This window comes from Mesorhizobium ciceri biovar biserrulae, assembly GCF_001618845.1.
Taxonomy (GTDB): domain Bacteria; phylum Pseudomonadota; class Alphaproteobacteria; order Rhizobiales; family Rhizobiaceae; genus Mesorhizobium; species Mesorhizobium ciceri.
On record NZ_CP015064.1, the window covers coordinates 4,556,847 to 4,578,136 of the forward strand.

Here is a 21,290-nt window from a genome sequence, read left to right on the forward strand (position 1 = left end):
CACTTGGCCGCCCTCTTGCGGTTGTGCATACGATTCTATTGCACGGTTAGCTCGGCTCGCTCGCCGGCCTTGACCGTCACGTTGCCTTCTTTCGAACTGTTGTCGGATTTCTCCGAGACGACGGCATAGTCGCCCGCCGGGATCGCTGCCTGGTACTTCTGGTCGAATGCATAGCCAAGCGACTTGCGGTTGCCGTTGATGTCCTTTTTGGCCTCGAAAATCTCGATCTTCGAGGCTCCCGGCGCGGTGATCGCCAGCACGCCGGCATTCATTGCGATTTTCAGATCCTGAAATTCGCCGACCTTGACGGTGAACGGCTGCTCGACAACGGCGAGATCAACCGTCGCAATCAAGACATAGTCATCGGCCGGCAGATCGAATTTGCTGTCGGGTCCGTAGGCATAGGTCACCTCGTCCCTGGTTCCATCGATCTTCTTTTTTGCCTTGAGCACCTTGAAGCCGATGCCTGAACCGTCCGCCTTGTCGCCGCCGGCAGCATAATAAGCATTGGCAACGACATGGCCGACACCGACAATCATGTCCTTTTCCACGGTCTTGCCGGCAGCCAGCGGAATCGTTTCGGTAGCCACGCCCTGGCCGATCGTGACCGTCACTTTCTCGTCGCCGGCCGGCAACACGGCTTTCGTGGTCCCATAGAAGGTGGCGGGCATGTCAGCACCCGGATAATCGATGACGATAGCCGCGCCATCGACGACATCTGCCCCCTCGCTCGGTCGCGGATGGATGATGAGCGTGCCGGCATTCAAGTTGAAGAGAGGCGCGTAGACTTGGCCCGCCTCGATCTTGACTTTCTGCTCGGTCTTGGCCTGGCCGTCGCTGGCCACGACGATATAGTCGCCCGGTTCCAGATTGGCCTTGTAGGCGCCGTATTCGGTACTGACGTAGTCGCCGCGCGTGCCGTCGGGTTTCGCCTTGTAGATCTCCCAGGCATTGCCGTCAGTGACGGGATCGCCGCCCTCGGCAAGCACCGCTATCGGCAGGAAATTGAAGTCCGGTTTGGCCGGCTCGGGCGCGGGTGCCGGCGCAGGTGCCGGAGCCGGTTCAGGAGCAGGTGCCGGCGCCGCCACGGTCTCGGCAAGCGCCTCCTGCAGCGCCTTCTCGTCGGAGGCCTGGATGTATTTGCCGCCGGTGTTGTCGGCGAGGCAGGCGATCTGCTTGCCCTCGTCGGCGGTCAGGCCGAAGCCGACGACATCGGCGGTGAAGTCGACGCCGGATGCCTCGAGCTCCTTGCCAAGCGCGCAGGGGTCGCCGCCGCATGTTTCGAGCCCGTCGGTGATAAGCACGACGGTCGCCTTGTCCTCGGTGTATTTCAGCGCCTCGGCCGCCTGTTTGACCGCCGCCGTCAGCGGCGTCTTGCCGAGGAATTTCAGGCTGTCGGCGGCGGCCGAAATGGCGCTGCCCGAACCTGCCTGCGGCGGCACGATCAGCTGGATGTCGTCGCAGCTGCCCTTCTCGCGATGGCCGTAGGCCATGAAGCCGATCTCGTCGTCGGTGGGGACCGATTGAAGCACGGTTCGAAGCGACTCGCGGGCGATTTCGAGCTTGGGCTTGCCGTCGATCTGCGCCCACATCGAGCCGGACGCATCGAGAATGATGATGACCTTGTTTGCGGCGAAGCCGAACGTCGTCATCGACAAAAGGAGGATCGCCGCAGCGACGCCCCGTGCAAGTCCCGCCATCGAAATCTCCTAAATCCGCCCCTGATCCGGGCGGCAAGCTATTTGACGCGGCGCCGGGACACAAGTCCGGGCGCCGGTGCGCAGGGCTGCGGACCCAGCTTAACAAAAGTCCTGACGACAGCCAGTTCGGCGGCGGCGGCAGCCTTTTCCCCGGTAATAGGAATTTTTTCTTGACACCATGACCTCAGCTAAGGTACATATTTGGCTATGGTGCTGATTTGCGCCGGTGACCCGCCGCAATAGGCGGGGTTTTTCGTTTGTTGCACCCGTCAGCCTACGCGCGGCGAAGGCTCCGAAAGAACCCATTAACCCGAATTCATGGCCTTGGCCCGATGCGCCGGGCCGAATGCCGAACTCTCAACGAAAACGAAAACCAGCTTAGTAAGTCGTGCGGCGTTCTTCCGAAGGCGGCCTGCCGAATTGCAGCCGGTAGCTCTGGGCGAAGTAGGAATGCGAGGTGAAGCCCGTCGCGATCGCCACGTCGAGGATCGGCATGTTGGTCTGGCGCAGCAGTTCGCGCGCCCGCTCCAGCCGCAATCGCATATAGTAACGGCCGGGCGTGACGCTGAGATGGCGCAGGAACAGGCGCTCGACCTGGCGCACCGAAAGGCCGGCGGATTTGGCCAGCTGTACCGCCGAAAGCGGCTCGTCGAGGTGGTCGGCCATCAGTTCGACGATGCGCCTGAGCTTCTCCGACTTGCCGGTCAGGTCGCGTTCGGGTCCGACGCGCTGACGGTCGCCGGCCGAGCGGATGCGTTCGTGCTGGAACTGGTTGGCGACGCCATTGGCCAGGTTCGAGCCGAAATCGCCGCGCACGATCTCCAGCATCAGGTCGATCGAAGTGGTGCCGCCGGCACAGGTGTAGCGCTTGCGATCGATCTCGAAGACGTTGCCGGTGCAGTTGATGTCGGGGAATCGCTCGACGAAGCCGGCACGGTTTTCCCAATGGATGGTGCAGCGATAGCCTTCGAGCTGGCCGGCCTCGGCCAGCAGGTAGGACCCGACCGACAGGGCACCCAGCGCATTGCCGCGCCGGCCCCAGCTTCGCAAAGCCGCCAGCACCTTGCTCTTGCCGGGGAATTCGGTCGTCAGCCCGACCGAGACGAAAAGGATATCGACCGGCGGCAGGTCGGCAACGGCGTAGTCGATCTTGAGCGGCAGGCCATTGGAAGCCATCACCGGATCGCCATCGGCCGACACCGTGGTCCAACCGTAGAAGTCGCGGCCAAGCAACCGGTTCGCCGACCGGAACGTATCGATCGCGGCAGCCAGCGAGAACATGGAGAACTTGTCTACCAGCAGGAATGCGAACTGCCGGCCGCCTTGAACGGGGTCAGTCATGACCGGCCGTTCTGAGGGAACACTGGGGTTCGGCAAAGCTGCAGCTTTCTGGCGGGTCAGAAGGACGGCCGTTTCAATCCGGCCGCAAGGTAGGCGGAGGCTAACGTATTGGCCATCAGCATGGCAATGGTCATGGGGCCGACACCGCCGGGCACCGGTGTGATGGCGCTGGCGGCCCTGGCCGCTTCGGCATAGGCGACATCGCCGACGAGGCGGGACTTGCCCTCGCCCTTTTCCGGCGCCGGGATGCGGTTGATGCCGACATCGATGACGGTGGCGCCTGGCTTCACCCAATCACCCCTGATCATCTCCGGCCTGCCGACGGCCGCGACAAGGATATCGGCGGTGCGGGCCAAGGCCGGCAGATCCCTGGTGCGGCTGTGGGCGATGGTGACGGTGCAGTTGGCGGCAAGCAGCAGGTTGGCCATCGGCTTGCCGACGATGTTGGAGCGGCCGACGACGACGGCGTTGAGGCCGGACAGGTCCTTGCCGCGCACCCGCTCGATCAGAAGCATCGAGCCGGCCGGCGTGCAAGGCACGAACGCTGTTTCGAGTTCACCGGTGCCGAGCTTGCCGACATTGATGAAGTGGAAGCCGTCGACATCCTTTTCCGGCGCGATGGTCTGGATGATCTTGCCGGCGTCAATGTGGGCCGGCAGAGGAAGCTGCACGAGGATGCCATTGATGGCCGGATCGGCGTTGAGGTCGCCGATGATCTTCAGCAATGCCTCTTCGGAGGTTTCGGCCGGCAGCGTATGCTGGACGGAATGAAAGCCGCATTCCTTGGCGGTGCGCGACTTGGACGCGACATAGACCTGGCTGGCCGGATCCTCGCCGACGATGACCACGGCAAGACCGGGCTTGGCCTTGCCCTTGGCGACAAGTTCAGCCGTCAGGGTCTTGACCGTCCCCACAACGTCCCCGGCAACGCTCTTGCCATCAATCACTTCAGCCATGGACCACCCTCAACACCAGAATGCCCAAGCGCGTCGCTTCCGGAAGCGACGCGCTTTTCGATCTTTCACAGCGTGGCATCTTCACGAAAAATCCAACATGCAATCCCGCCAAAGCGCCGTCCCATGCCGTTTACGCGAAACCGGCATGTTTTTGTACGGCACCGCGCAGATTTTTGTGGCTCAGAAGTAGCGGCGGCGCGTGCGGCTCTCGGTCAGTTCGCGAACCGCTTCGCGGAATTCGCGCAGGCTGGCGCGGATTTCCTCGATTGGCGCTTGCTGCTCGGCATCCTCCACGGCCCGCGACGGCTCCGCCGATCGCTGATGAGGCTGAGGCGCCTGCTGCTGCGCGACGGGCGGCTGTGGATAAGACTCGGAAGCGGGCTGAGCCGGATCGGACTGCTGCCCGGCATTGGCGGCCGGCATCGATTGCGGATAGGGATAGCCCGGCTGCTGCGCGTAGCCCAATGGCTGCGCGTAGGGATAGAGCAGCGGCCCGGAATATGGCCGCTGCGTCATCATGGGAGGCGGCAGTGGCGGCTGCGCCGTCTGCTGCGGATGGCCGCCGGGCTGGAAAGGTGGTGCCGGGTATGCTGTCGCGACCGCCTGCCGCGGCTCGAAGGCCGGCGCCGGCCGGGGATAGGCGCGGTATTGCGGATCCTGCGTTGGCTCCTCGTTTTCGGCAGAGGCCCATTCGACGGTATCGAACGGCTCCTCCCGGGATGGCCTGCGCGAGACGGACTTGTGCAGCCTCGACAGCAAGGCACCGATCCGGCCGGGACTTTCTGCCGGCGAGACCTCGGCTTGCTGGACAGGCGGTGGCGCGGCCGGCGGTGGTGATGCAGGCGGGGGTGTCGATGGCTGCGGCGCTGGTGGTAATGGCGGCGCCGGCGGCGGCGCTGCCCGATATGCCTTGTCTTCGTAAGGCGTCCGGCGTTCGTCCGCGCCATGGTCGCGACGCGAGCGCGAATTGGCGGTGTCACGCAGGCTCTCATAGGCGCCACGCATGGCTCCGAGGCCAATGCCGGAGGCGAAACCCAGCAACAGGCCGGCGAGCGCGACCACGACCCGCGACGGCCCGTTCGGCTCGAGCGGCGCGAAGGCCTTCGAGATCACATTGATGTTGGCGGTGTTGATGTCCTTCTGCTCGCCGGTCTCCTTGGCGCGCAGCAGGTACTGTTCGTAGACGGAACGCTTGGCGGTCGCCTCGCGCTCCAGTTCGCGCATCGACACGAGGTCGCTGTTGACGTCGCCGCTGCGGACCTTCAGCTGCGCCAGGCGAGAGGCAAGATCCTGTTCGAGTTGGACGGCGCGCTTGAGGTCGACCTGCAGCGACGAGCCGATGCGGCGCAGCTCCGAGGCGATGCGGTCGCGTGCGCCGGCAATCTGGGCATTGATCGCCTGGAGTTCGGGGTGACGCGGCCCGAGCCGGATGGCGGCGCGGTCAGCTTCCTGCTTGAGCGACGCATATTGCGAACGCAGATCGCTCATCGTGTTGGAGTTGATCTCCTCCGGCAAGGTACCGGTGAGAACCGAATTGACGTCGACCGAACGCGCCGAGGCCGCCCGGGCGTTGAGTTCCAGGGTCCGGGCGCGCGCGACCGACAGCTGCTCGTTGAGTTTCAGCATCTCATCGTCGCTGATGAGATGGCCCTGCGCGTCAACGAGATCGTGCGTGGCCCTGAAATCCTCGACCTTGCGCTCGGCTGCCTCGACGCCCTTGCGCAACTCGTCGAGCCTGGCCGTCAGTTCGTCGGTGGCGCGGCCTGCGGTGTCCGACTGTATCTGGCCGAAAGTCTGCAGGAAGACATCCGTCATCGTGTTGGCGATGAGGGCCGATTTCTCGCCATTCTGCGTGGTGGCGCTGACGGTGATGACGAAGGTCTTGCCGCCGCGCTCGACCGAAAGGCTCTCAGCCAGGTTGCCGACAGCAAGCGCGCGGCGACGGCTGTCGTCGACACCCCCCGGCCCATCATTGCGGGACAGGACGGAGCGAATGAGCGACATGACGCTGAGGCCGCCGCCGCCTTGCCCATTGAATTCCGGATCGTTGACCAGATTGAGCTTGTCGACGACCTTGTTGAGAACAGTGCCTGATGTCAGCACCCGAACCTGGTTCTCGACGATGGCCAGCGTGGCGTCGGAAGCGACGACCGACTGGGTGAGATCGCGGTCGGTGAGCTTCAGGTCGCGCGGGTCGACGATCAGTTCGGTGGTGGCCTCATATTTCTTCGGCGTCGACAGCGCAACGGTGATGCCGAGCGCGGCGCCCAGCAGTGTCGTCGTCACGATCAGCAGCTTCGACTTGCCGACACCGCGCACCACCTGCATCGGATCGATCAGCGGCTTCCACTGCTGGCTGTCCGTGCCGTCGTTTCGGGATAACGACGCGTCGCCTGCAGCGTAAGGTTCCGATGTATGATCGGCGCGACGTGCGCCAGCGGTTTCGGCGGCACCGGGCTGTGTCCGTGGCGTGGTTTGCGCGCGGTAAGCTTGCTCATGATCCCCGTCGGCCGCGACCGGATCCCCCGACAGTTTCGGGTTGCGCGCCTCGCGCTGCGAGCGGGCGAGGCGATGACGCGTGGCGGCGTCCTCGCGCCATGACGGGTCTGCCCGGTCGCCGATCGAGACCAGCGACGCGTCGGGTTCGTCGCCACGCACAGCCTGGCCCAGCGCCAGCAATGAGCGCTCGCGCTTCCAGTCTTCGCGGTTTTCCCTGTCGACCATCGTCTGGAACTTTACCCTTGGCGACCTGCGAACGGAGATTGGCCAGTCGTTAAGCCACGCTAAACAGGCATGGAAAACAAAAGGTTAATTTTCCCGCGCCGAAGCGTCGGTTTCTCGTTTCGGTTGCATCTATTTTCGACACAAGCCCAGCCGCCAGAACGGCACGTTAAGTTTTCCGGCCTAGGCTCTCCTTGAGACATGACGCAGGCCAGTGACATACCGCAAAGGCGGCCCCTCGCCCGGATCGGCAGCTTTTTGGCCGAACGACGGGGGCTGCTTCGCGACTATTTCTCAGCGATCAGCGGTGCCGGTGGGCGACTGGTGTTTTCGCTGGCCTATTTCATCGCGCTGGCCAACACGCTGTCGATATCCGAATTCGGCATGTTCGCCACCGCGTCGGCGGCCGGCGTCATGCTGTCGCGCATCCTCGCTTTCGGGTTCATCTCGGCGCTTTACCGCACCGCCACCATCCGCCCCAATCTGATCGGCACCTTTTCCGCCGGCTTCCTGCTGCTCGGCGTGCTGTCGCTGCCGCTGCTGGCCGTGGCCTCGTTCGGCGTCTATCTGCTTTTCTTCGCCGACACCGTGCCGCTGTCGGTGTTTGCCGCAATCGTCTTTGCCGAGGCGCTGTTGTGGCGGCCGGTGGAGGCGGCGCTGATCGTCAACAACGGCCTGGGCAAGTTCGGCCGTGCCGCGCTGCTGGCCATCCTGGCGACCGCGCTGCGGGCGCTCGGCGCGGTGCTGTTCATGTTCTCAGCGCAACACAGCGTCTGGATATGGTCCTGGTTCTATATCGGCGCCAATGCCGCCTCGCTGCTGATCGCCTTCGGCTTCTTCTACCCGCGCCAGAGGCTGCGGCTGCGCGTCGAGCTGTATCTTCGGCGATTGGCCGATTCCATCTATGTGGCCGGCGCCGAAGTGCTGTTCTACCTGCAGATGGAGTTCGACAAGCTGCTGGTGCTGGCGATCGGCGGCCCGCATCTGGCCGGCATCTACGCCATCATCATGCGGCTGGTAGACCTGACGGCGATTCCGATCCGCACCTTCTCGATGATGCTGGTGCAGCGCATGATGCGCGCGCCGGAACTGTTGTCGCGTCTGGCGGTCAAGAGCGGCATCGAAGGCGGTGTGTTCGCGGTTTCGACGCTGGCGCTGCTGACACTTGGCATCGTGCTGCATTTCTTCCCCAATGCACTCGGCAAGAATGTCGCCGAGGCTGCCCCGCTGGTGGTGCTGGCAATCTGCGTGCCGGGATTGCGCAATCTGGTCGAATACCAAGCCGAGCTTTTGTTCGCACGCGGCCAGACGCTGGTGCGGGCGCTCAATCTCGGCCTGCTCGCCGGATTGAAGGCGCTGTTGCTGACCTATGTGCTGACGACCATCCTCGACACGCCGAAGCTGGTGCTGTCGCTCAATGTCGTCTTCCTGCTTCTGTATCTCGCCTCGACGCTGCTCACCTATTCGGCGATGCGCAAGCCGGCAAAGCCCGTCTAGGGCTTTCTCATTTGTGCATGACTTCTGGACAAACGGAAATCGTTTGTCCGAGAAAACCGGTTTCCGCTTTTCGGGATGATCTAATCCAGCCCAATCAGGCGGCGGATGCGGCCGATATCGGTGCCGATGAAGGATTGCATGCCGATCGCCACCTGCTCCGGCGCCATGGCGGCAACGAAGCGGCGGAACTCGTCATCCGAAAGCGCTTCGCCGGTCCAGTGCACGCGGCAGAACTCTTCGGAACCGTGGAAGTGGCCGGCTCCGTCCAGCAGATCGTCGACATAGCGGCCGTAGATCATGCATTCGGAGAATTTGCGCGCCGAACCGACGACCTCGACCCAGTTGCGGCCATGGACCTTCTCGATCTCGCCGCACATGGCCAGCACGGTGTCGCGCCGCCAGGCGATCAGCGTCGAGATGTAGTCATGGATCGACGTCCGGGACGGGTCGATGCCGAGTGCCGATCCCGCATTGCGCGACCAGATGCGATGCTCCTCATGACCTTCGTCCGCCAGCACAGCGTCGCGGCGGAACAGGCGCACCTTGCCGTCGCGCCAGAAGGCGCCGCAGTCGAAAGGTTTCAGGAACGTAACATCGGAATCACAGAAGATGAGCACGTCTTGAGATGCATGCGCCGAGATGGCGATGCGGCGCAACTGCTGCACATGCCAGCCGCGCAGCGGCTGCGTCTTCAGGCTGAGCCAGACGCGCCGGCGAAACAGGCTGAGCGGATCGTCGAAGGCGTGCAGCCAGCGCGGCAGCAATTCCCGCTCGTCGACCACCGTGCGGCGGCCGGTCTCCAATTGGCGAAACAGACTGACATCGCGATGCTCGACCAGGATGTAATGGTGCGCCGCGCCAGAAACGTGGCGATCAAGTGTCTCGCACAGCAGGCGACAGCGCTCGAAATCGGGCGCATAGCTTGCCGTCACGATGGCCGCCGTCGGTGTCTGCCGGAGCGGGCTTGGCTCGACAGCGGCACCTGGCACGAACCTGCTGTTCATTTGGTATCTCCCGCGGCTTCGGGCGCAAGCGAGAATTTCTGCCTGACGACGCGCAGCAGGAACAGCGGGTTGCCGACCACATAGCGGCGCCACAGGCGGCCCGGCTCGACAGCCAACCGGAACAGCCATTCGAGCCGCAGCCGGCGCATCCACAAGGGCGCGCGGGGCACCGCGCCGCTCAGGAAATCAAGCAACGCGCCGACGGCGATCGGCAGCGTGCAATGGCGCGCGTCGATATGGCGTTCGATCCACAATTCCTGGCGCGGCACGCCCATGGCCACGAGCAGCACGTCGGGCCGAAGCGCGGCAATCCGGTCGACGATTTCCTGCTCCTGCGAAGGGGGGAAATAGCCGTCATGGATCACCACGAACCGGTGCTGCACGGCCAGTGCCGCCAGCTTGACCGACGCCGCTTCTGCGTTGACGCGCGTCGCGCCGAGCAGCCCGACGGTCAGCGGCGTCGTCGAGGCCTGCAGGAAGGCCGGGACGAAATCGGTACCATTGAGATTGTCGGGAAACGGCGCCCCGTAGAGGAGCCTCGCCGCCAGATCGATGCCGATGCCGTCGGGCAGGATGAGGAAATCATCGAGTGCTTCGGCGAACACCGGGTCGGTATAGGCGATGTTGGCATTGTGGGCGTTGAGGAAACTGACCTTGGTGAAGCGCCGCTCGGCAATCAGCCGGTTCAGCAGGGCGATGGCATCGTTCCAGCGGACCGCAACCACCGGGATGCCAAGGATCGTCTTCAGCGTGTCGAGCCCGAACGCGGCGCGGGCGGAATGCATGTTCATGCAAACGCCTCCTGCCTGAGAGGTGCGAGCTTTTCGAGGCCGAGCCGGATGGCAGCGTCGAGCGCCTTGACCTGCGAGCCCCGGAACGCGCTGCCGTCAACGTCGCGGATGTCGGCCGCCGCAGCCTCGAGCGCCCTGGCGAAGGCAACGGGATCGTCGGTGACGACGCAATTGGAAGGACGGTGGTCGATGCCGCGCAACGAACGGCTGGTGGCGACCGAAGGCAGGCCGAGCTCGAAGGTTTCGATGGTCTTCAACTGGACACCGCTGCCGGCGGTGCTGATCAGCGGGATGACGGCACCACCGCGCACGAAAGCTTGCGCGTCGGGCACGCGGCCGACAAATTCGACACCCGGGTGCTTCGACGCGACGCCCGAAGGCATGTGGCCCGCAATGCGGATGCGGAAATCGGGCCGCAGATGCGGCACGACCTTGCCCAGGAACCAGTCGAGGCCGATGCGGTTCGGCTGCCAGGTCCAGGTGCCGATCAGGGCGGCGTCGCAGTCGATGCGGCGCGGGCTTTTCAGGGTTGGCGCCTGGGCACCGGTCACCAGCGGCAGCACCGCCGAGCGGTTGTCGGAGGCGACACCGAGCGCGGCGCGGTCTTCGTCGGCCAGGGTGAAGACGAAGCGCGCCCGGCGGCAGAGACGCTCTTCCATAGTCTTGAGCAGCCTCGCCTCGCGGCGAAACAGCAGGCGCTGGAAGAGGCTGCCGGCGGCAGCGGCATTCTCCCGCGCCGAAAGATGCTCGACATTGTGGGCAACGAAGATCGAAGGCCGCTCAGCGAACAGCTTTTCGAAGGCGCCAGCGAACTGCACGGAATTCAAGACATAGCCGTCAAACGGTCCGGCACGCTCAATGGCAGCGAGAACATCGCTGTCGGACACGGCGCGCAGCTTGACCGACGCGAAGGTGAGGCCCGAAAGCAGCGCCTTGCCGACCCAGGCCAGCTTTTGCCGCGCGGAGGCATTGTCCGTGCGCACGTCGATCGCACCCAGCACCACGGTGTTTTCGGGGTCGGCCGCGGGCTTCCCCGGCCAGGTGAAGCCGATGACGGTGACGCGCGCGCCAGCGCGCCGCAAGGCAGCGATGATCGCAGCGTTGGCGATCTCGTAGCCCGAGGCGAGAGCGCCGTCGGGCACGATCGATGTGGCGAACAGCAGATGCATCTTACCTATCCAGTGGTGTAGCCGGTAGCAAAGTGCGGTGAACCCTTGATTAAGCCTGCACATTCGACGGCCGAAAGCCGCTGCCTGGCGGGCTTCTCCGTACAAGGTGATTAACGAAACCTTATCAACCGTGGTGCTACCAGAGCCCAACTCACCATGTGGCTGGACACGGATGATCCCTTTGCCATCGGACGGTTCGGTATCGGTCGCGGGACGCACGCCGCGGCTTGACGTCGAGGCCGTCGAAGCCGTCGTCACCTTGCCGACCTTCAAGCGTCCGGAGCAGGTGCTGGAAACGCTGGCGTCGCTGCGCGCGCAGCAAACCGGCAGGCGCTTTGCCGTGATCGTCATGGAGAACGAAGCCGAGGCGCGGGCCGGCGCCAAGGCGGTGCTGCCGCTGTTCGAGCGGGGCGAAATGCCGGGCCTGGTGATCATCGCGCATGAGCGCGGCAATTGCAGCGCCTACAATGCCGGCTGGCAGACAGCCATCCTGCAATTCCCGAACTTCAGGCATCTGCTGGTCATCGACGACGACGAGATCGCCGATCCGCAGTGGCTGGAACGGATGTGCCTGGCTGCCGAAACGCTCGGCGCCGACATTGTCGGCGGCCCGCAGGTGCCCGTGTTTGCCGACCCCGCCCATGCGCGATGGGCAGACCATCCGGTGTTCGCGCCGCCTTACCGGGAAACCGGACGCGTGCCGGCGCTCTATTCGTCGGGCAATCTTCTGGTCGGGCGCAACGTGCTGATCGCCATGGGTCCGCCCTTTCTCGATCTCAGATTCAATTTCATGGGCGGCGGCGATTCCGACTTTCTCAGCCGGTCGGTGCAAAAGGGCTTTGTGCTGGGCTGGTGCGCCGAGGCCAAGGTGCTGGAAACCGTTCCGGCGCGGCGTATCGAAGCCGACTGGATCCGCGCCCGCAGCCTGCGCAACGGCGTCATCTCGACACTGGTCGAAAAGAAGAAGCGCGCCGGCACGCCAATGGCCGGCGCCAAAGTGTTGCTGAAGAGCCTGGCACTGCTTGCCGCCTCGCCGTTTCGCGGCATGATCCGGCTGGCGCGGACCCGATCGCCGGCGATCGCCATCTACCCCGTCCATGTGGCGCTGGGCCGCGTGCTGGCCGAATTCGGATATGCCAATGAGCAGTACCGCCAGCCTGAGAAAAACTGAGCGCGCGCCGCTCGGCGACGCGTTCACGCGCGAAGGCGTGGCCACCGCCATTGCCGCGCTGCTGTTCACCGTCATCATGGTGTCGTTCCGGCCGTTCCAGCCAGGCGGCGCCGAACTCACCGGTCAAGGCGGCGACATCGTCAACCAGCTTGGCTTCGGTTCGCTCGGCGCCATGTCGATCTTCTCGCTGATGGCCTTTGCCGATCCGCGCGTGGTGCGCTCGCTGCTGAGCCCATCCTGGGTGTTGATGCTGGGCTTCTTTTTCCTCTCGGTGATCCTGTCGACCGATCCGCCTTCGGCGATGCGCGCCGCCTCCTTCACCCTGATCGGCATCCTGACGATGGCGACGATCCTAGTGCTGCCGCGCGACGCCGAAGCCTTCTCGAAGGTGATCATCTTCACCGCCGTCGTGGTCATGGGCCTTTCCTATCTCGGCCTCATCGTCTTTCCGCACGAGGCGATGCACACAGCCGACTCGCAGGAGCCCGAACATGCCGGACTGTGGCGCGGCGTGTTCACCCACAAGAACATTGCCGGGCCGGTCATGGCCTGCCTCAGCTTCGCAGGCCTCTATCTCTACCGGCGCGGGCAGCGCTACTGGGGCGCCGGGATCTTCTTCGCGGCGATGATCTTCATGCTGCACACCGGCTCCAAGACGACAGCCGGCCTGGTGCCGTTCTCGATCCTGATCGTCATGTTCCCGAGCCTGATAGGCATGCGGCTCGGCACGCCGATCCTGTTTGCGCTGGCCATCATCGCCACGGCTGTCGGCACGCTGGGCATCGTCTTCCTGCCGCCTGTAAAACATCTGGCGGCGATCTATTTCCCCGGCATGACCTATACCGGCCGCACGACGCTGTGGGAGTTCGCCGGCAGCATGCTGGCGAAGAAGCCATGGACCGGCTACGGCTATGAGAGCTTCTGGGGCACGCCGCTCTTGCTCAACCAGGACCAGCCCTTCGACCGGCCCTGGGACATCAGGACCATCGTGCACGGCCATGACGGCTATCTCGACATCGCCGTGCTGATGGGCATTCCGGCACTATGCGTGGCGGTCTACACCTTCCTCATCGCGCCGCTGCGCGACTACATGCGCATTCCGTTGCGCAGGGAAAACATCTTTCTCGGCGACTTCTTCATGATGGTGGTGCTGTTCACGGCGCTTAACGCTTTCCTCGAAAGCTTCTTCTTCCATCGCGGCGACCCGGTCTGGCTGTTCTTCGTGCTCGGCGTGCTCGGCCTCAGGCAAGTGTCGCTGCGGCCAATCGCGGTGCGCGATCCCGATCGTGGCTCGCGATCCTGATGGGGCTTCCCCAGGGAAGCGCCAGCGTCTATGTGAAGGCCTTCCTCTGGAGGGCTTTCGATGACGATCAGGCTTGTTCTCGCCGGCTGCGGCAATATGGGCTACGCCATGCTCTCGGGCTGGCTGAAATCCGGCAAGCTCGCGCCGTCGGCGGTTTTCGTGGTCGAGCCCAATGCCGATCTGCGCAATCGCGCGGCAACGCTGGGCTGCGCGACATCAGCCGATGCCGGTAGCATACCGGCCGATGCCCTGCCCGATCTCGTCGTCATCGCGGTGAAGCCGCAGGTGATCCGCGACGTCACGGCCGCCTACAAGCGCTTCGGCGACGGCCGCACCACCTTCGTCAGCATCGCCGCCGGCACGCCTGCCGCCACCTTCGAGGAAATCCTCGGCAACCGCGCGCCGATCGTGCGCTGCATGCCCAACACGCCCGCGGCGATCGGCAAGGGCATGATGGTGGTGTTCTCCAACAAGCTCGTGTCCGATGACACCAAGCGTTTCGTCGCCGACCTTTTGTCGGCGAGCGGCGAAGTGGCCACCATCGACGATGAGGGCCTGATGGATGCGGTGACCGCCGTGTCCGGATCGGGGCCGGCCTATATCTTCCATTTCATCGAAGCGCTGACGGTTGCCGCCGAGAAGGCCGGTCTGCCGACGGCGACCGCCAAGCTGCTCGCCATGCAGACCGTCTATGGCGCCGCCTCGCTCGCCGCCGAAAGCGGCGAGGAACCGGGCGTGCTGCGCCGGCAGGTCACCAGCCCCAACGGCACGACGGCCGCGGCGCTGGCCGTTCTGATGGGCGAGGACCGGCTGACCAATCTGCTGACGCAAGCGGTGGAGGCTGCGCGGCTGCGGTCGGTCGAACTGGGGAGATAAATCCTCAGTTTGTCCCGTACAGCATCTCATCCTGCAGCCGGCGCAAGGCGAACAGCCTCGTCGTCTGGTCGGGCGACGCATTATCCGCCGTCAGCAATTCGCCTTTCGTGACCGGTTTCAGCACCTTGCCGCCCTCGAGCAGGCCGACCGGCACGGCGCGCTGGGCGCGGGCTTCGCCGACGGTCATCGTCCAGGAGCGGTAACAAGTCTCGCCGATCGCATCGAAGGTCTCGCCGGGGGCAAGGTCGCGCTTGGCAACGGCGCACACTTCGGCAACCGGCCGCGGCAGCGGCACCATGTCGGGCTTGCCGAAAAGCACGATGCGGGCGGCGGTCAGCGGCACTTCCAGCGAGGTCAAATGGTATGGCCGGAACAGGCTGTAATAGGGGCCGTGGCCGATATGAAGATCGTCCATGCGCTCGATGATGCGCGGATGCGTCGCTTCGACGATGACGAAGACACCGGGCGCGACGCCCTTGCCGACCGTGTAGTCGACGACGCCCTTCTTCAACAGCAGCCCGCCATCCTCGCGCGGGATCAGCACCTTGGCGAGGTCGTCGCGATCGGCCTTGGGGCCGTGCATGCCGGGGACGTCCGGCACCAGCCCGGTGGCGTTGGCGATGGCGCACATCTCGACCATGGTCTTGGAGCCGTCGACGAACTCGACCAGCATGCGCGGGTTCATGTTGCGGCGGATCGCTTCGGCGCGATAGTCGTCCGGCACGGCATCGTGGTTGAGCGGGTTGTTCTTGCCCTTGCCGGCCGACACGATGGTCAGCCCGAGCGCCGACGCAAACTCGATCAGTTCCATGCAGCTCGACGGCTCGTCGCCCGCACCCACCGAATAGACGACGCCAAGCCGGTCGGCCTGCTGCTTGAGATAGCAGCCGATGGTGACGTCAGCCTCGACGTTCATCATCACCAGATGCTTGCCGTGCTCCATCGCCATGAGGTCGAAATCGGCGGCGACGCCCGGCTTGCCGGTGGCGTCGATGACGACGTCGATCAGCGGATTGGTGACCAGCATCTCGTTGGATGTGACGGCGATTTTTCCCGCCTCGATTGCCGCGGTGACTTTCGAGGCGGTGTCGGCTTCGACCGCCATGGCTTCGTCGCCATAGGCGATACGGATAGTGTCGCGCGCGGTGTGCGGGCGGCGCGTCGAGACGGCGCAGACCGAAATGCCCGGCATCAGCATGCCCTGCGTGACCAGATCGGTGCCCATTTCGCCCGAACCGATGACACCGATGCGCACCGGGCGGTTCTCGGCGGCACGCTTGGCGAGATCACGGGCAAGCCCGGTCAGGGCGACGTTGGTCATGCAGGAATGTCCACAGCTTCGTGATTTGGGGTCGGATAGCAGGGAATGGGTTCTATTTGCCAACGAAACCCGGTCGCGACCGGCAATTTCCCACGAAATCGTCTCGGAAGGCACGTCCGCCGGGGCTCGATTCGCCGAAGCCCAACCAATTGACATTGCAGCGGACAACCCCAATAAAACATTCGTTTGTCAACAAAGGCAAATGTTCACCGACGCGACAGTCGGGAAGCATTCGCCTCTGGGCAAATTGGGGAGTGTCTTTGCGCCACGGCGTCAAAGGCTGGATGGAGCATCATTGCGAGGCGTCGAGCGAAGGCTCGCGGCTCCAGGGGAGGAAAAATGGATACTGTTCTCGCGGGCCTAAAAGGGGCCATCGATACGCTTGGCCCGACGATCCTGCTGCCAATTGTCATTTTCGTCATCGCCGTGGTTCTGGGCGCCAAGGTCAGCAAGGCTTTTCGCGCCGCCGTCACCATCGGCGTCGCCTTCATCGGCATCAATCTGGTGCTTGGCCTCATGTTCACGTCGATTGGCGACGTCGCCAAGGCCATCGTGACCAACACCGGCATCCATCGCGACATCATCGATGTCGGCTGGCCCTCCGCGGCCGCGATCGCCTTCGGCTCATCGGTCGGCCTTTGGGTCATTCCGGTCGGCATCCTCGTCAACATCGTGCTGTTGCTGACACGCATGACGCGCACGCTCAATGTCGACGTCTGGAACTTCTGGCACTTCGCCTTTGTCGGCTCGCTGGTGGTCGCCGCAACCGACAACCTGGCCTATGGCATCGCGGTCGCAGCACTTGTCGCAGCACTCTCGCTGTTGTTCGCCGACTGGTCGGCGCGCGCGGTACAGCAGTTCTACGGGGTACCCGGCATTTCCGTGCCGCATCTCGCCTCGGCGCAGATCCTGCCGATCGCCATTGTGCTCAACTGGATCATGGACCGCATTCCCGGGATCAACCGCATCAACATCAACACCGATACGATCGAGCGCAGGTTCGGCGTGTTCGGCGAACCTGTCGTGATGGGCCTCATTATCGGCCTCGTGCTTGGTGCGATCGCCTTCTACAATGCGGGTGATCTCAGCGTGGTGCTGGCCAAGGTTCTGGGCACCGGCATGACGCTGGCCGCGGTCATGCTGCTGCTGCCGCGCATGGTCAAGATCCTGATGGAAGGCCTGCTGCCGGTTTCCGACGCAGCCCAGGCATTCGTGCGCAAGCGCACGGGCGATCGCGAGCTTCTTGTTGGCCTCGATTCCGCGATCCTGATCGGCCATCCGGCCGCGATCTCGTCGTCGCTGATCCTGGTGCCGATCGCGATCATCCTGTCCATCATCCTGCCGGGCAACCGCGTCATCCTGTTCGCCGACCTTGCGGTCATTCCCTTCATCGTCGCCATGACCGCGCCGCTGGTCAAAGGCAACGTGTTCCGCATGGTGGTGATCGGCACGGTGACGCTGGCCATCGGCTTCTACGTCGCCAACGCGCTGGCGCCGCTGTTCACAAGTGCTGCCGTCGCATCGGGCTTCAAGCTGCCGGCGGATGCGCTGCAGATCACCTCGGTGGTCGACGGCTTCCTGTGGGTGCCTTACGTGGTCATCGAGGCGATCCAGGGGCTTGGACTTGTCGGCATCATCGTGATCGCGGTGGTCATCGCGGCATTGTTTGTCCTCTACCGCCGCAATCCGCTCGGCTGGGAGCGGGCCGCGGGCGCCGAAGACGAGCCGGCCGAAGAGACGGCCTGAACCTGATAGGGTCCACCCTTCAAACCGATCGTACGCCCTCCTCGGGGCGCCCGATTTCATCGACGGAGCCCGATCGTGCGCCCTCCTCGGGGCGCACGATTTCATCGACGGAGCAAAGAATGTCCGACGGCCTCATGCAGCTTCTGGATTCCGACGCGATCGTGCTCGGATCCGATGCCTCGACCAATGAGGAGATCATCCGCATCCTGGCGGGCCGGCTGGAGAGACTTGGCTATGTCAAAAGCTCCTATGCCGACGCGGTCGTGCGCCGCGAATTGACCATCCCGACCGGACTGCCGCTGGAACGCTCCGACAATGTCGCGGTGCCGCACACCGATCCGGAACATGTGCTGAAGCCTGGCATCGCGATGGCCACATTGAAGCAACCGGTGATCTTCGCCAACATGGAGGATCCCGACGAGATGCTGCCGGTCGGCTTCGTCTTCCTGCTTGCCATCAACGACAAGGACAAGCAGATTGAGGCGCTGCAGGCCGTCATGGCCACCATCCAGAACCCGCAAGCCTTGGATGATTTGAGGTCGGCCAGAACCCTCGAAGACGTGCGAGCCGTACTCGGCTGATAACCAAGGAGAAGCAGAGATGTCCAGACAGAAAACCATTCTCTTCGCCTGCGGCACGGGCATCGCCACCTCGACCGCGGTCAACGTCGCCGTCACCGAGGAAATGAAGAAACGCGGCCTCACCTTCAATGCCCAGCAGGCAAAGGCCACCGAAGTGCCCGGACTGGCCGACAATGTCGACTTCATCGTCGCAACCACCCCGATCTCCGCTTCGGTGACCAAGCCGGTCATCAAGGGCCTCGCCTTCCTCACCGGCATCGGCAAGGACAAAGTGCTCGACGAGATCGAGGCTCAATTGCGCAAGTGACGGTCCAGATGCCACCCCCAGGCTGACGCGGCTTCACACCACCCTGACGTAGCTCGTCATTCCCGATTTCTGGTGCTCGATGATGTGGCAGTGCAGCAGCCAGTCGCCGGGATTGTCGGCGACGAAACCGAGCTGAACCTTCTCGTTGGGCTGGATGAGATAGGTGTCGGAAATCACGGGCTGAACCTGGCGCGTCGAGGACGACAGCACCTTGAAGCTCATGCCGTGCAGATGCATCGGATGGGATTGCGGCGTCAGGTTCTCCATGTCGATGACGTAGCTTTGGCCAAGCTTCAGTTCGGCCAGAGGCGCGGTCGGATCCTTGGTGTCGCCGGGCCACGGCACTTTGTTGATGGCCCAGAAACTGTAGCCCAGCGAGCCGCAGATGCCATCGCTCGGGACATTTTCCGCCGTGGCGCTGAGCGCCAGGGAAATATGCCTGGCACTGGCGAGATCCACTTCCGCCACCGGATTGAGCTCCAGTGGAGCAACATCGCGAATGTCCCGTTTGAGGGAGTTTCCTGTCGCGCGCAGGGTTGCCAGGATTTTTGGCTTGGTGCCTCTGACGTCCCTCAAGCTGACGATCGCGCCTTCCTCGTCGGGCATGCGTATGGCCAGCTCCATGCGCTGGCCGGGTCCAAGCAGCAAGGCATCGGGGGAAAAACGCTCAGGCACCGGATTGCCGTCGAGCGCCATGACAGTCGCCTGTGCACCGTCGACGTGAAAAGCGTAGATTCGCGTCACGTCGGTGATGGCGACGCGCAGCCGCGCCAGTCCGCCGGCCGGCGCATCATATTGCGGCTGGTCGAGCCAATTGGCGGTGCGCACCGTGCCGTAAGTGCCGGTTCTCGCGGCATCGCGCGGCCGGAACTGGTCGATGAACTGACCGTCGTCGCCGAGGCGCCAGTCGCGCAAATTGAGGACGATTTCGGCGTCGAATTTCGGGTCGCTTGGGTTTTCGACCACGATCACGCCCGTCAGGCCATGGCCCATCTGCTCCAGCGTGTTGCAATGCGGGTGGTACCAGAAGGTGCCGGCATCGGGCGGCGTGAAGGCGTAGTCGAAATGATCGCCGGTGTAGACGTAGGGCTGGACCAGGAACGGCACGCCGTCCATCTTGTTTGGAACGCGAATACCGTGCCAGTGGATCGTCGTCGGATCGTCGATCGCGTTGACAAGGCGTGCAGCGAAGGGCTGGCCTTTTTTCATTCTGAGCACGGGCGGCATTCCGGCGTTGCCATAGGTCAGCACATCCCTGGTCTGGCCGATATCCATCAGCTTCGCCTGGATCTTTGCCGTCTGCAAAACCACCGGCTCAGGCGTGGCAGCGGCCCAGCCACCAAGCCGGCCCATGGCCGAAAGCCCGACCCCGCCTGCGCCGGCAATCGCTGCCGTTTTCAAAAGCCGGCGTCGGGTGAGTACGGTCATTTGACGCTCCAGCTGCAAAGACGGCTGCCCTGGGTTTATCGCAGCCTTGGATCGTAAGCGAGCATCCTGTGCCTAAACCGACTCCGCCACCGGCCTTAAGCAAAAGACGCTGGCGTGGACGGACAATCGACCACAATAAGCATCGCTGGCGGAGCGGCGCGCGACTATTTCGGCCGCGCCCCATAGGCGGCAAGGAATGCTTCGACCGAAGCATCGGCGTGCCGCTCGAGATCCGCCTTCGAACGCGGGTTGCTTCCGGTGAACATGGCTTCGTTCATTGGGATCCAGAGAAGCATTCCGAAGAGATGGCTGGCCGCCAGACGGGGATCGCTGGTCTGCAACAGGCCTCGACTGGTAAGCTTTTGAAAGCATGATGCCACCGAGGCAAGCATGCGTTCAAAACCTTTTTCATACCAGCTCCGGCCAAGCTGCGGCATCCGATCCGCGTTGGCGATAATCAGACGCCGCAGCTTCAGCAGCTCTTCGTCCATCAGCGTCGTTGTCATGCGTCGGGCAAGCTGCTGTAGCCCACCCTCCATGAATTTCGCCTCGGAAAGCAGCATCGTCACGGACTCGACGACATCGTTGGTCTGGCTGGCGGTGGACTCGACGACTTCGCCGAAAAGCGTCTCCTTGTCCGTGAAATGCTTGTAGACAGTCTGCTTGGATGCGCCTGCTTTGGTGGCGATCTCTTCCATGCTGGTTCCATCATAGCCCTTGGCGATGAAGGCGGCCGTAGCCGCTTCAATGATTTCACGATCCTTGCGAGCCGACCTGGTCTCACCATCAATTTTCATAGCGCCTCTCAACCAGTACTAGACGGTACCGTTCCCGCATGGTAGCCATAGTTACAGTACTAGACTGGCTAGTACCCATCAACGGCAGCAAGGCTTAGACCGATGACCAAAATGATCTTCCTCAATCTACCGGTACGCGATCTGCAGGCGGCGACCAAGTTCTATCTCGCGATCGGGGGCACGCTGAACCCGCAGTTCTCGAGCGACCAATCCAGCTCGATCATGTTCTCAGACTCGATCGGGGTCATGTTGCTGACGCACCAGCATTACAGCCAGTTCACAGCGCGCCCGATCGGCGACCCCAAGCGGGACAGCCAGATGTTGATCGCACTCACCGTCGACAGCAAGGACGAGGTCAATGTCGTAATCGAGAAGGGCGTGGCGGCAGGCGGTCGCGCCGATCCCAACCCGGCGCAGGATCTTGGTTTCATGTTCAACCGCCACATCGAAGATCCGGACGGCAACGTCTGGGAGCTGCTGTGGATGAACCCGTCGGCCATGCAATAGCCCACAGGAATCGAAGCGGGCCAGGATGACACTGGAGAAGCGATCGGCATTCGCCTGTCGCTTCCGTCAGGCGC

General features: G+C 63.6%; 18 protein-coding genes. 8 read left to right on the forward strand and 10 right to left on the reverse strand.

All coding sequences use genetic code 11. The features are described 5' to 3' along the window. Positions 1 to 35: 35 nt before the first annotated feature. The 4 genes from A4R29_RS21395 to A4R29_RS21410 all read right to left on the reverse strand — a co-directional run bounded on the left by A4R29_RS21395 (position 36) and on the right by A4R29_RS21410 (position 6,721). Entirely contained in the window at positions 36 to 1,700 is a 1,665-nt protein-coding gene (locus A4R29_RS21395) for a vWA domain-containing protein (protein WP_063172830.1), read from the reverse strand. 378 nt (positions 1,701 to 2,078) lie between these two features. After that, a complete protein-coding gene (locus tag A4R29_RS21400; RefSeq protein WP_013530232.1) occupies positions 2,079 to 3,041 on the reverse strand; it encodes a GlxA family transcriptional regulator in 963 nt (320 codons plus the stop codon). A 56-nt stretch (positions 3,042 to 3,097) separates the two neighbouring features. Next, complete coding sequence (folD, locus tag A4R29_RS21405) at positions 3,098 to 3,997, reverse strand: bifunctional methylenetetrahydrofolate dehydrogenase/methenyltetrahydrofolate cyclohydrolase FolD (protein WP_013530231.1); 900 nt, start codon at positions 3,995 to 3,997, stop codon at positions 3,098 to 3,100. A 180-nt stretch (positions 3,998 to 4,177) separates the two neighbouring features. Beyond that, positions 4,178 to 6,721: a GumC family protein gene (locus A4R29_RS21410; RefSeq protein ID WP_063172831.1), complete on the reverse strand. Its 2,544-nt coding sequence runs from the start codon at positions 6,719 to 6,721 to the stop codon at positions 4,178 to 4,180. 198 nt (positions 6,722 to 6,919) lie between these two features. Here A4R29_RS21410 and A4R29_RS21415 point away from each other — a divergent pair, with 198 nt between their 5' ends. Continuing rightward, complete coding sequence (locus A4R29_RS21415; RefSeq protein WP_063172832.1) at positions 6,920 to 8,215, forward strand: lipopolysaccharide biosynthesis protein; 1,296 nt, start codon at positions 6,920 to 6,922, stop codon at positions 8,213 to 8,215. Between the two features lie 80 nt (positions 8,216 to 8,295). On the opposite strand, the gene A4R29_RS21420 is transcribed toward A4R29_RS21415, so the two are convergent. Genes A4R29_RS21420 through A4R29_RS21430 form a run of 3 tightly spaced genes read right to left on the reverse strand, consistent with a single transcriptional unit; the run spans position 8,296 to position 11,179 of the window. After that, positions 8,296 to 9,219 (reverse strand): DUF6492 family protein, encoded by a 924-nt coding sequence (locus tag A4R29_RS21420; RefSeq protein WP_063172833.1) that lies wholly within the window; start codon positions 9,217 to 9,219, stop codon positions 8,296 to 8,298. Further along, a complete protein-coding gene (locus A4R29_RS21425; protein WP_063170060.1) occupies positions 9,216 to 10,010 on the reverse strand; it encodes a WecB/TagA/CpsF family glycosyltransferase in 795 nt (264 codons plus the stop codon). Before A4R29_RS21425 ends, A4R29_RS21420 begins: the two co-directional genes overlap by 4 nt. Then, positions 10,007 to 11,179, reverse strand: a complete 1,173-nt coding sequence (locus tag A4R29_RS21430; RefSeq protein ID WP_063172834.1) for a glycosyltransferase family 4 protein — start codon at positions 11,177 to 11,179, stop codon at positions 10,007 to 10,009. Before A4R29_RS21430 ends, A4R29_RS21425 begins: the two co-directional genes overlap by 4 nt. 172 nt (positions 11,180 to 11,351) lie before the next feature. Between A4R29_RS21430 and A4R29_RS21435 the strand changes: the two genes are divergently transcribed. Genes A4R29_RS21435 through proC form a run of 3 tightly spaced genes read left to right on the forward strand, consistent with a single transcriptional unit; the run spans position 11,352 to position 14,529 of the window. After that, entirely contained in the window at positions 11,352 to 12,350 is a 999-nt protein-coding gene (locus A4R29_RS21435) for a glycosyltransferase family 2 protein (RefSeq protein WP_027162295.1), read from the forward strand. Continuing rightward, complete coding sequence (locus A4R29_RS21440) at positions 12,319 to 13,653, forward strand: O-antigen ligase family protein (RefSeq protein ID WP_027162296.1); 1,335 nt, start codon at positions 12,319 to 12,321, stop codon at positions 13,651 to 13,653. Before A4R29_RS21435 ends, A4R29_RS21440 begins: the two co-directional genes overlap by 32 nt. Positions 13,654 to 13,713: 60 nt before the next feature. Then, positions 13,714 to 14,529: a pyrroline-5-carboxylate reductase gene (proC, locus tag A4R29_RS21445; RefSeq protein WP_063172835.1), complete on the forward strand. Its 816-nt coding sequence runs from the start codon at positions 13,714 to 13,716 to the stop codon at positions 14,527 to 14,529. Positions 14,530 to 14,533: 4 nt separating this feature from the next. On the opposite strand, the gene A4R29_RS21450 is transcribed toward proC, so the two are convergent. Continuing rightward, positions 14,534 to 15,850: an NAD(P)H-dependent oxidoreductase gene (locus A4R29_RS21450; RefSeq protein WP_063172836.1), complete on the reverse strand. Its 1,317-nt coding sequence runs from the start codon at positions 15,848 to 15,850 to the stop codon at positions 14,534 to 14,536. 339 nt (positions 15,851 to 16,189) lie between these two features. Here A4R29_RS21450 and A4R29_RS21455 point away from each other — a divergent pair, with 339 nt between their 5' ends. The 3 genes from A4R29_RS21455 (at position 16,190) to A4R29_RS21465 (ending at position 18,484) form a co-directional block, all read left to right on the forward strand. Beyond that, the gene (locus tag A4R29_RS21455) at positions 16,190 to 17,596 is read left to right on the forward strand and encodes a PTS galactitol transporter subunit IIC (RefSeq protein ID WP_013530221.1); all 1,407 of its coding nucleotides are present in this window, start codon (positions 16,190 to 16,192) and stop codon (positions 17,594 to 17,596) included. 119 nt (positions 17,597 to 17,715) lie between these two features. Beyond that, positions 17,716 to 18,177, forward strand: coding sequence for a PTS sugar transporter subunit IIA (locus A4R29_RS21460; protein ID WP_063172837.1), 462 nt, complete (start codon positions 17,716 to 17,718; stop codon positions 18,175 to 18,177). A gap of 19 nt (positions 18,178 to 18,196) precedes the next feature. Further along, positions 18,197 to 18,484, forward strand: a complete 288-nt coding sequence (locus A4R29_RS21465) for a PTS sugar transporter subunit IIB (protein ID WP_023809203.1) — start codon at positions 18,197 to 18,199, stop codon at positions 18,482 to 18,484. 33 nt (positions 18,485 to 18,517) lie between these two features. Here A4R29_RS21465 and A4R29_RS21470 read toward each other — a convergent pair whose 3' ends face one another. Together A4R29_RS21470 and A4R29_RS21475 are read right to left on the reverse strand one after the other, a co-directional pair. Beyond that, a complete protein-coding gene (locus A4R29_RS21470; RefSeq protein ID WP_063172838.1) occupies positions 18,518 to 19,912 on the reverse strand; it encodes a multicopper oxidase family protein in 1,395 nt (464 codons plus the stop codon). Positions 19,913 to 20,076: 164 nt separating this feature from the next. Next, positions 20,077 to 20,709 carry a TetR/AcrR family transcriptional regulator gene (locus A4R29_RS21475; RefSeq protein WP_024504795.1) on the reverse strand — a complete coding sequence of 211 codons (633 nt, stop codon included), beginning with the start codon at positions 20,707 to 20,709 and terminating at the stop codon, positions 20,077 to 20,079. A gap of 102 nt (positions 20,710 to 20,811) precedes the next feature. Here A4R29_RS21475 and A4R29_RS21480 point away from each other — a divergent pair, with 102 nt between their 5' ends. Then, on the forward strand, positions 20,812 to 21,216 hold the full coding sequence (locus A4R29_RS21480) for a VOC family protein (protein ID WP_013530216.1): 405 nt from the start codon (positions 20,812 to 20,814) through the stop codon (positions 21,214 to 21,216). The last annotated feature ends 74 nt before the right edge of the window (positions 21,217 to 21,290 follow it).

Excerpts from the sequence above, each read along its gene's own strand:
- A4R29_RS21455 (WP_013530221.1), top strand. The coding sequence starts at position 16,190 with ATGGATACTGTTCTCGCGGGCCTAAAAGGGGCCATCGATACGCTTGGC.
- A4R29_RS21410 (WP_063172831.1), bottom strand. The coding sequence starts at position 6,721 with ATGGTCGACAGGGAAAACCGCGAAGACTGGAAGCGCGAGCGCTCATTG.
- A4R29_RS21430 (WP_063172834.1), bottom strand. The coding sequence starts at position 11,179 with ATGCATCTGCTGTTCGCCACATCGATCGTGCCCGACGGCGCTCTCGCC.
- A4R29_RS21425 (WP_063170060.1), bottom strand. The coding sequence starts at position 10,010 with ATGAACATGCATTCCGCCCGCGCCGCGTTCGGGCTCGACACGCTGAAG.
- A4R29_RS21450 (WP_063172836.1), bottom strand. The coding sequence starts at position 15,850 with ATGACCAACGTCGCCCTGACCGGGCTTGCCCGTGATCTCGCCAAGCGT.
- A4R29_RS21420 (WP_063172833.1), bottom strand. The coding sequence starts at position 9,219 with ATGAACAGCAGGTTCGTGCCAGGTGCCGCTGTCGAGCCAAGCCCGCTC.
- A4R29_RS21400 (WP_013530232.1), bottom strand. The coding sequence starts at position 3,041 with ATGACTGACCCCGTTCAAGGCGGCCGGCAGTTCGCATTCCTGCTGGTA.
- A4R29_RS21475 (WP_024504795.1), bottom strand. The coding sequence starts at position 20,709 with ATGAAAATTGATGGTGAGACCAGGTCGGCTCGCAAGGATCGTGAAATC.
- A4R29_RS21415 (WP_063172832.1), top strand. The coding sequence starts at position 6,920 with ATGACGCAGGCCAGTGACATACCGCAAAGGCGGCCCCTCGCCCGGATC.
- A4R29_RS21470 (WP_063172838.1), bottom strand. The coding sequence starts at position 19,912 with ATGACCGTACTCACCCGACGCCGGCTTTTGAAAACGGCAGCGATTGCC.
- A4R29_RS21395 (WP_063172830.1), bottom strand. The coding sequence starts at position 1,700 with ATGGCGGGACTTGCACGGGGCGTCGCTGCGGCGATCCTCCTTTTGTCG.
- A4R29_RS21460 (WP_063172837.1), top strand. The coding sequence starts at position 17,716 with ATGTCCGACGGCCTCATGCAGCTTCTGGATTCCGACGCGATCGTGCTC.
- A4R29_RS21480 (WP_013530216.1), top strand. The coding sequence starts at position 20,812 with ATGACCAAAATGATCTTCCTCAATCTACCGGTACGCGATCTGCAGGCG.
- folD (WP_013530231.1), bottom strand. The coding sequence starts at position 3,997 with ATGGCTGAAGTGATTGATGGCAAGAGCGTTGCCGGGGACGTTGTGGGG.
- A4R29_RS21440 (WP_027162296.1), top strand. The coding sequence starts at position 12,319 with ATGAGCAGTACCGCCAGCCTGAGAAAAACTGAGCGCGCGCCGCTCGGC.
- A4R29_RS21435 (WP_027162295.1), top strand. The coding sequence starts at position 11,352 with ATGATCCCTTTGCCATCGGACGGTTCGGTATCGGTCGCGGGACGCACG.
- A4R29_RS21465 (WP_023809203.1), top strand. The coding sequence starts at position 18,197 with ATGTCCAGACAGAAAACCATTCTCTTCGCCTGCGGCACGGGCATCGCC.
- proC (WP_063172835.1), top strand. The coding sequence starts at position 13,714 with ATGACGATCAGGCTTGTTCTCGCCGGCTGCGGCAATATGGGCTACGCC.